This is a genomic window from Sphingobium sp. FG125 (assembly GCF_057809795.1).
This window is the reverse complement of sequence record NZ_JBMDKQ010000026.1, coordinates 40,234-47,451: the sequence shown is the minus strand read 5'-3', so window position 1 is coordinate 47,451 and position 7,218 is coordinate 40,234. Positions and strand designations below refer to the sequence as shown.

The 7,218-nt window shown below is 65.6% G+C and carries 6 protein-coding genes; 1 reads left to right on the top strand and 5 read right to left on the bottom strand.

Annotation, left to right across the window (positions count from 1 at the left end; genetic code table 11):
• Positions 1 to 149: 149 nt before the first annotated feature.
• From ACODSR_RS18880 to ACODSR_RS18865, 4 genes are all read right to left on the bottom strand, one after another.
• Entirely contained in the window at positions 150 to 1,472 is a 1,323-nt protein-coding gene (locus ACODSR_RS18880; RefSeq protein WP_489078147.1) for a M20/M25/M40 family metallo-hydrolase, read from the bottom strand.
• A 2-nt stretch (positions 1,473 to 1,474) separates the two neighbouring features.
• Positions 1,475 to 2,020: a glutathione peroxidase gene (locus ACODSR_RS18875; RefSeq protein WP_489006231.1), complete on the bottom strand. Its 546-nt coding sequence runs from the start codon at positions 2,018 to 2,020 to the stop codon at positions 1,475 to 1,477.
• Positions 2,021 to 2,059: 39 nt separating this feature from the next.
• A complete protein-coding gene (locus tag ACODSR_RS18870; RefSeq protein ID WP_489078139.1) occupies positions 2,060 to 2,767 on the bottom strand; it encodes a VIT1/CCC1 transporter family protein in 708 nt (235 codons plus the stop codon).
• 143 nt (positions 2,768 to 2,910) lie between these two features.
• Positions 2,911 to 4,692: an ABC-F family ATP-binding cassette domain-containing protein gene (locus tag ACODSR_RS18865; protein WP_489078138.1), complete on the bottom strand. Its 1,782-nt coding sequence runs from the start codon at positions 4,690 to 4,692 to the stop codon at positions 2,911 to 2,913.
• Between the two features lie 253 nt (positions 4,693 to 4,945).
• Here ACODSR_RS18865 and ACODSR_RS18860 point away from each other — a divergent pair, with 253 nt between their 5' ends.
• The gene (locus tag ACODSR_RS18860) at positions 4,946 to 5,677 is read left to right on the top strand and encodes an SIMPL domain-containing protein (protein ID WP_489078137.1); all 732 of its coding nucleotides are present in this window, start codon (positions 4,946 to 4,948) and stop codon (positions 5,675 to 5,677) included.
• 3 nt (positions 5,678 to 5,680) lie between these two features.
• On the opposite strand, the gene ACODSR_RS18855 is transcribed toward ACODSR_RS18860, so the two are convergent.
• The gene (locus ACODSR_RS18855) at positions 5,681 to 7,174 is read right to left on the bottom strand and encodes a DUF389 domain-containing protein (RefSeq protein WP_489078136.1); all 1,494 of its coding nucleotides are present in this window, start codon (positions 7,172 to 7,174) and stop codon (positions 5,681 to 5,683) included.
• Positions 7,175 to 7,218: the final 44 nt, after the last annotated feature.

Genomic DNA, 7,218 nt, shown 5'->3' with positions numbered 1-7,218 from the left:
ACAGGTTTCTCGACTTCGCTCGAAACGAACGGACCTTATACTATTCCCGTCATTCCCGCGCAGGCGGGAATCCATCTCCGGCGCTATCGTCAAACCCACGGGTGGGAGATGGATCCCCGCCTGCGCGGGGATGACGGTGGAGCGAACCCCTATTTCCGCCCCTTCTCCCCCGCCAGTCGGCTCATCAATATTGCCGCGCGCTTGGCCTGGCGCTTCATGCTCGACAGGTCGGCCTGTTCCGCCGGGCTATGGTCGCCGCTCGACGTCACGCCCAGCCCCACCAGCCCGTCCACATCCTGCGCCACAAAGCTGATGTCCCCAGCACCACGCTTCAGCGGGTCCAGCTCCGGCATCACCGCCAGCCCCAGATCGGCATTGATCCCATTCAGCTTCGCCAGCAACGCACGATTGCCCGCAGTCGGTGCCATCGACGGATAGCCCATGTCGAACGCAATGCTAGCCGACGTGCCGGGCAGATGCCCCGCGCCGACGATCGCCTGCATCTTCGCGCGCACCCGCGCCGTCTGCTCCTCGCTCAGCGTGCGGAAATCGCCCTTGGCCACGGCGATCGGCGGGATGATATTGGTCTTGCCCGTCACCGCGATGCGCACGCCGTCCTTGTCCATATCCGCGCTCTGCCCGCCGCCGATCAGCCCAACATTGAAGGTCAGATTGGGTTCGGGCAGTTCCTTGCGAAACGCCACGATGATCCGCGCCAGTTCATAGACCGCGCCGTCGCCTGCACTGGCGGAGAAAATGCCCGAACTATGCCCCGACTTGCCGCTCGCGGTCAGCGTCCAGCTGTTGGAGGATCGCCGCGCGATCGACCCCATATCCTTGCCATCCTCTTGGCTCAGCCCCTCGAAATCCAGCGCCACATCGGCGCGCTTGCCCGCGGCAATCAGGTCGGCCCGCGCGATGCTGATCGGATCGCCCGAATCTTCCTCGTCCCCGGTCAGCACCACCTCGATATTCGCGCCCTTCAGCGTGCCTGCCGCCTGCATGGCCTTCAATGCCAGCAGCATCGTCACCACGCCGCCCTTGTCGTCCGCCACGCCCGGCCCGCGCGCCCAATCCCCACCGGAAGCGCCGCCCTTGCGCTCGAATGTCTGGAACGGCGAATCCGGCTCGAACACCGTATCCAGATGCCCGATCAGCAGCATCTTCGTGGCTGATGACTTGCCCTTATGCACCGCGATCAGATGCCCGGCCCGCTTGGCCGCATCCATCGGCTGCCATGTCACGACGAACCCCAGCGCCTCGAACTGCGGGCGCAGCATGTCAGCCACCGCCTTCACCCCAGCCAGGTTCATCGAACCGCTATTCTGGTTCACCAATGTTTCGAGCAGGCCGATCGCGGGTTCATAACCCGCCTCGACGCTGGTGGTGATCCTGCGTTCGGCGGGCGACAGGGCCGCCCCGGCGGGCGCCCCCGCCAACAGCATGACGCCCGCGATCAGACCTGCCCGCATCCTCACTTGGCCAGTTCCGCCTCGATCGCTGCGACCAGCGCCGCGTCATCAGGCGCAGTCGTCGGCGCAAAGCGCGCGGCCACGCTGCCATCCTTGGCGATCAGGAACTTCTCGAAATTCCAAAGCACTTCCGGCACCGGATTGGGTGTCATGCCATAGCCTTTCAGCTTCTCGCGAAACGCATCGCCCTCGCCCTGCGCTTCCGGCACAGCGCTGGTCAGCGCGGCATAGAGCGGGTGCTTGTCCGGCCCCGTGACGACGATCTTCTCGAACATCGGGAAATCGACGCCGAAATTGGTGGTGCAAAATGTCGCGATCTCGTCGTTGGTCCCCGGCTCCTGCGCGCCGAAATCATTGGCGGGGAAGCCTGCGACCACCAGCCCCTTGTCCTTATAATCGGCGAACAGCTTTTCCAGCCCTTCATATTGCGGGGTCAGCCCGCATTTGGACGCAACATTGACCGCCAGCACCACCTTGCCAGCATAGTCGGCGAGGGACGTGTCCGCGCCCTTGATCGTCTTGAGCGGAATCTGCTGAATGTCGGTCATAGTGTCATCTCCTTGAATCAAGTTGCGGCAACCCTGCCACTATATCGCCGCGCCGAACAGATGCCCTGCACCCGCCGTCACCGCCATCGCCAAAGCGCCCCAGAACAAGGTCCGGCTGATCGATCGCACCACCCGCGCCCCGCCCAGCCGCGCGCCGACATAGCCCAGCAGCGCCAGGCATAGCAGGCACAGCCCAACGATCGCGACAATCGCGCTGCCCGCCGGCACGATGGCTGCAACCAGCACCGGCGGCGCGGCCCCCACGGCAAAGCTCGCCGCCGACGCCATCGCCGCCTGCACCGGCCGGGCCGTGGCCATATCGGAAATGCCCAGCTCGTCGCGGGCGTGTGCGCCCAGCGCATCGGCGGCCATCAACTGGTCTGCCACCTCCCCCGCCAGATCGGGCGTCAGCCCACGCTCGACATAGATGTCGCGCAGCTCCGCCCATTCCTCATCGGGCTGTGCGGCCAGCGCATGACGCTCTTTGGCCAAATCGGCGCGCTCGGTGTCCGACTGCGCACTGACGGACACATATTCCCCCGCCGCCATCGACATTGCGCCCGCCACCAGCGCCGCAATCCCGGTCAGCAATATCGTCTGCCCGTCCGCCCCGGATGCGGCAATGCCCGTCATCAGGCTGGCGGTGGACACGATCCCGTCATTGGCCCCCAACACCGTCGCGCGGAGCCAGCCGACCCGGTTCACATAATGCACGGCATGGTGCGGCTGGTCGATTGCGGTGTCCATTGGTCAGCCCCTGTTACGATCCTGCGCCACCCTGCCGTCCGTTTGACACGAAGTCGAGTGTCCCATGATACGTGCTCCCGCGCAGGCGGGAGCCCAGTCGATAGCGTGGGACTAGGCTCCCGCCTACGCGGGAGCACAGCAGCCTACCCCGCCAGCCCTTCCGCCTTCTCCGCCAGGTCCAGCCAGCGCATTTCCGCCGCCTCTTTCTCCGCCCGCGCCTTCTCGATCGCGCCGGTCAAAGCATCGAACCGCTTGCGATCGCGCGCATAAAGCGCCGGGTCCGCCAGCGCTTCCTCATCGCGCGCAATCGCCGCTTCCAGTTCCTCGACCCGCTTGGGCAGCAGTTCCAGATCGCGCTGGTCCTTATAGGTCAGCTTGGCCGATACCGGCTTTGGCGGCGCGGGCGCGGCAACCGCCTTCTTCTCTGCTTTCACCGCCTTGCGCGGATCGCGCTTGGCGATCCAGTCGGCATAGCCGCCCACGATCACATCGACCACGCCACTGCCGTCCAGCCCCAGCGTGACCGTCACCGTCCGGTCCAGAAAATCGCGATCATGGCTGACGATCAGCACCGTGCCGTCATAATCGGCAATCACTTCCTGCAACAGGTCGAGCGTTTCGAGATCGAGGTCGTTGGTCGGCTCGTCCAGCACCAAAAGGTTGGATTCGCGCGCAAATTCCCGCGCGAACAGCAGCCGCGATCGCTCGCCGCCCGACAAGGTCGCCACCTTCGCCTCGGCCAGCGACGGGTCGAACAGAAAATCCTTGAGGTATCCATGGACATGCTTGCGCACCCCGCGCACGTCGATCCAGTCGCCCCCCTCGGCCAGCACTTCGCGCACCGTCTTGTCGCCCTGCATCAGGCTGCGCTGCTGGTCGATGAAGATCATGTCCAGCGTCTTGGCCTGGCTCACCGTCCCGCTGTCGGGCTGCAATTCGCCGGTCAGCAGCTTGAGCAACGTCGTCTTGCCCGCGCCATTGCCGCCGACAATGCCGATCCGGTCGCCGCGCTGGACCCTGAGCGACAGATTGTCGATGATCGTCCGCTCGCCAAACATCTTGGTGGCATGTTCGACCTTGATCACGCTCTTGGTCTTGCTGTCGTCGCTGGCCACCGCGATCTTCGCGACGCCCTGCGGCCCGTTCATTGCCGCGCGCGTCTCGCGCATTTCCCAAAGCTTGGCCAACCGCCCCTGATTGCGCTTGCGCCGCGCCGTCACGCCCCGCTCCAGCCAGTGCGCCTCGATCTTCAGCTTCGCGTCCAGCTTCTCCGCCGCCCGTGCCTCTTCGGCATAGACCGCTTCCATCCACTGCTCGAACCCGCCAAAGCCGATCTCGTTACGCCGCATCTGCCCCCGGTCCAGCCACAGCGTCTGGCGCGTCAGCCGGGTCAGGAACGCCCGGTCATGGCTGATGACGATGAAGCCGCCATTGTAACGCGCCAGCCAATTTTCCAGCCAGTCGATCGCCGCAATGTCCAGATGGTTGGTCGGCTCGTCCAGCAGCAGCAGGTCCGGCTCACTCGCCAGCGCGCGGGCAATCGCTGCCCGCCGCCGCTCGCCGCCACTCGCGGTCTTGGCTTCCCGGCTCAGGTCAATGCCCAACTGATCGGCAATAGCCTCCACCTCATGCGCGGGCGGCGCGAACTCGCCTGCCAGCGCAAAATCATGCAGCGTCGCGAACGCACTGACGTCCGGGTCCTGCTCCAGCGTGATGATCCGCGCGCCCGGCTGCACCGACCTTGTGCCTTCATCCGCCTCGATCTGGCCGCCCAGCAGCTTGAGCAAGGTCGTCTTGCCCACGCCATTGCGCCCGATCAGCGCCAGCCGGTCGCGCGCGCCGACATGAATATCCATCCCGCGAAACAGCCAGTGGCTGCCCTGCGAAAGGCCGAGATTTTCAAACGAAAGAAGAGGTGCTGCCATGCGCGTGCAGCTAGTCGTAAGATCACGATGGGGCAAGCATATCCTCCCCGGCACGGGGAGGTGGCGCGCGTAGCGCGTCGGAGGGGGTGTTCGGGCGCACACCCCCCCCCCACCACCACCTTCGGCGGCGGTCCCCCTCCCCGTGCCGGGGAGGAATGGAACCACAACCTGTCTGACGGCTTTCAACGCATGTCAGCGTCCATTCATCGCAGCCGTCACAAACAGGCGGCATCCCAACTGGAGACTTCCCCCCATGAAATCCGCCCTCGCCCTCATGGCGCTTGCCGCTTCGTCGCTGCCGATGGCCGCCATCGCCCAGACCAGCGTGACCATCGCCGAAACCGCGCCGGTCGTGACCTTGAACGTCACCGAAAGCGTCGAGGGGTCGCCCGACATCGCCACCGTCGGCACCGGCGTCCAGACCCGCGCCCAGACCGCGCAGGCCGCGATGCAGGACAATGCCGCCAAGACCGAAAAGCTGATCGCCGCCCTCGCCAAAGCCGGTATCGCCAAGAAAGACATCCAGACCAGCGGCATCAACCTGTCGGCGCAATATGACTATAACCAGCGTGAGGGCGAACCCACCGGCCCGCGCTTCATCGGCTATGAAGCGTCAAACCAGCTGACCGTCAAACTGCGCGACATCAGGAAGGTCGGCCCCCTGCTCGACGCCATGGTGGCCGCAGGTGCGACCAACATCAACGGCCCGACCTTCGCGATCGACAATCCCGCGCCGATGCTGGCGCAGGCGCGCGGCGCCGCGCTCAAAAGCGCCAAGGCCCAGGCCGATTTCTACGCCCAGGCCGCAGGCTATCGCTCCGCCCGCCTCCTCTCCATCGCCGAAAACAACAGCGGCGGCCAGCCGCCTATGCCGATGATGAAGAGCGCCCGCTTCGCCGCTGATTCCGCCGCCGCCACCCCGGTAGAACCCGGCCAGGTCAGCGCATCGGTCACCCTGACCGTGCAATATGCGCTGGAAAAATAAGTCCTATTCATCCACCCGCCAGCGCAGGACCGCCCGGTCCGCGCTGGCACCCGGCACGATCCGCGCGTCGATACCCCGGTCGGTAAAGCGCTTGAGCAGCGCGTCATGGCCGGGCCCGCGCACCGCCACGTCCACCGCGATACCCACCCGCTGCGCCGCCCAAAGCGCCAGCGCCAGCTGGTCGGGGTCGCCCGGCACATCCTCCTCGTCGATCGCCAGAACCGGCAGTGGCAGGATCGGTGGGGCAATCTCTATGGTCCAGCCCGGCGTCATCGCCGCGGCCCGCCGCTCCAGTTCGCGATAGCTGCCTAGCCCCGCGTCGGGCAGCGCCCGCGCGCGCACCACGGCGCGCTTGTTGCCCGTGTCCACCGTCACCGCATCCATGGCGACGCCCGCGACCAGCGCCAGATGCTCGGTCATCCGCGAGACCTGCCCCTGCACCTCCCGCCGCACATTTTGCGTCGCCAGCAATTGCGCGGTTTCCGTGTCGGTGCCCTCGCCCACGCGGATCTGCTCGATGTCCAGCACCACCGGCTGGCCCAGCACATCCGTCAGGGTGCGCGCCGCGCGTGCCGAAGCATTTTTTTCATAACGGCTGGTCAGCACGCTGGCGGTGACGGCCAATGGCTGTGCGTCGAAATCCAGGTCGATCTGGCTGATCCGGGCATCGTCGGGAAATTCGCGGCGTATGATGTCGCGCGCGTCACGCGACGCCCGCGCTTCCCACGCAATTTTCTGCAACGACAGCCCCAGCGGCACGGCCAGCGTCACGAAAATCACGATGATGAAACTCGTCTGCACCCAGCTTTGGCGCGGCGACAGCGTGCGCCCGAAACCATAGAGGCGCGCCATGATCCCCACCGCCAGCGCGATCGTCACGAAATTGGTGAAAAACAGCAGGAACGCGCCTCCGGCCACCGTGCCATTGAGCGTCGCCAGGCCAAAGCCGACGGTCGCCAGCGGCGGCATCAGCGCGGTGGCGATGGCCACGCCCACGATCGTCCCCGCCTTCCCCCGGATCATCGCATAGGCACCGGCCAGCGCCGAAAACAGCGCCACCATCAGATCGAACAGATTGGGCCGGGTCCGCGCCGCAATCTCGCTCGTCACGGTCTGCAATGGCGACAGCAGAACGATGAAGGCGGTGAACAGGATAGCGACCGCAGCGCCGCCCGCCAAAGTGATCAAGGTTCGCCGGATCTCCTGCGAATCCGTCGTGGCCAGGGCAAAGCCCAGCCCGACAATCGGTCCCATCAGCGGGGAAATCAACATCGCGCCGATCACGACCGCCGGGGACGACAGCAACAGTCCCAGCACCGCAATGCCCGCCGACATCAGGATCATGAACGCATAGCGCGGCGTCCATCCATCATCCTCGCGCACCCTGTCGACCACGCTTTCATGGTCGATTTCGCGGATCACATGGCTGCGCCACCATCGCGGCACGGCACGCCATAAGGGTGGATCGACGACGGACGCTTGATCTTGCATGGCCATATGAAGGCGGCATAAAGCAGGATGTTCCCGCGTGCCAGCCTGCA

Coding starts and splice junctions, on each gene's coding strand:
- ACODSR_RS18880 (WP_489078147.1), bottom strand. CDS start 1,472: ATGCGGGCAGGTCTGATCGCGGGCGTCATGCTGTTGGCGGGGGCGCCC.
- ACODSR_RS18875 (WP_489006231.1), bottom strand. CDS start 2,020: ATGACCGACATTCAGCAGATTCCGCTCAAGACGATCAAGGGCGCGGAC.
- ACODSR_RS18870 (WP_489078139.1), bottom strand. CDS start 2,767: ATGGACACCGCAATCGACCAGCCGCACCATGCCGTGCATTATGTGAAC.
- ACODSR_RS18865 (WP_489078138.1), bottom strand. CDS start 4,692: ATGGCAGCACCTCTTCTTTCGTTTGAAAATCTCGGCCTTTCGCAGGGC.
- ACODSR_RS18860 (WP_489078137.1), top strand. CDS start 4,946: ATGAAATCCGCCCTCGCCCTCATGGCGCTTGCCGCTTCGTCGCTGCCG.
- ACODSR_RS18855 (WP_489078136.1), bottom strand. CDS start 7,174: ATGGCCATGCAAGATCAAGCGTCCGTCGTCGATCCACCCTTATGGCGT.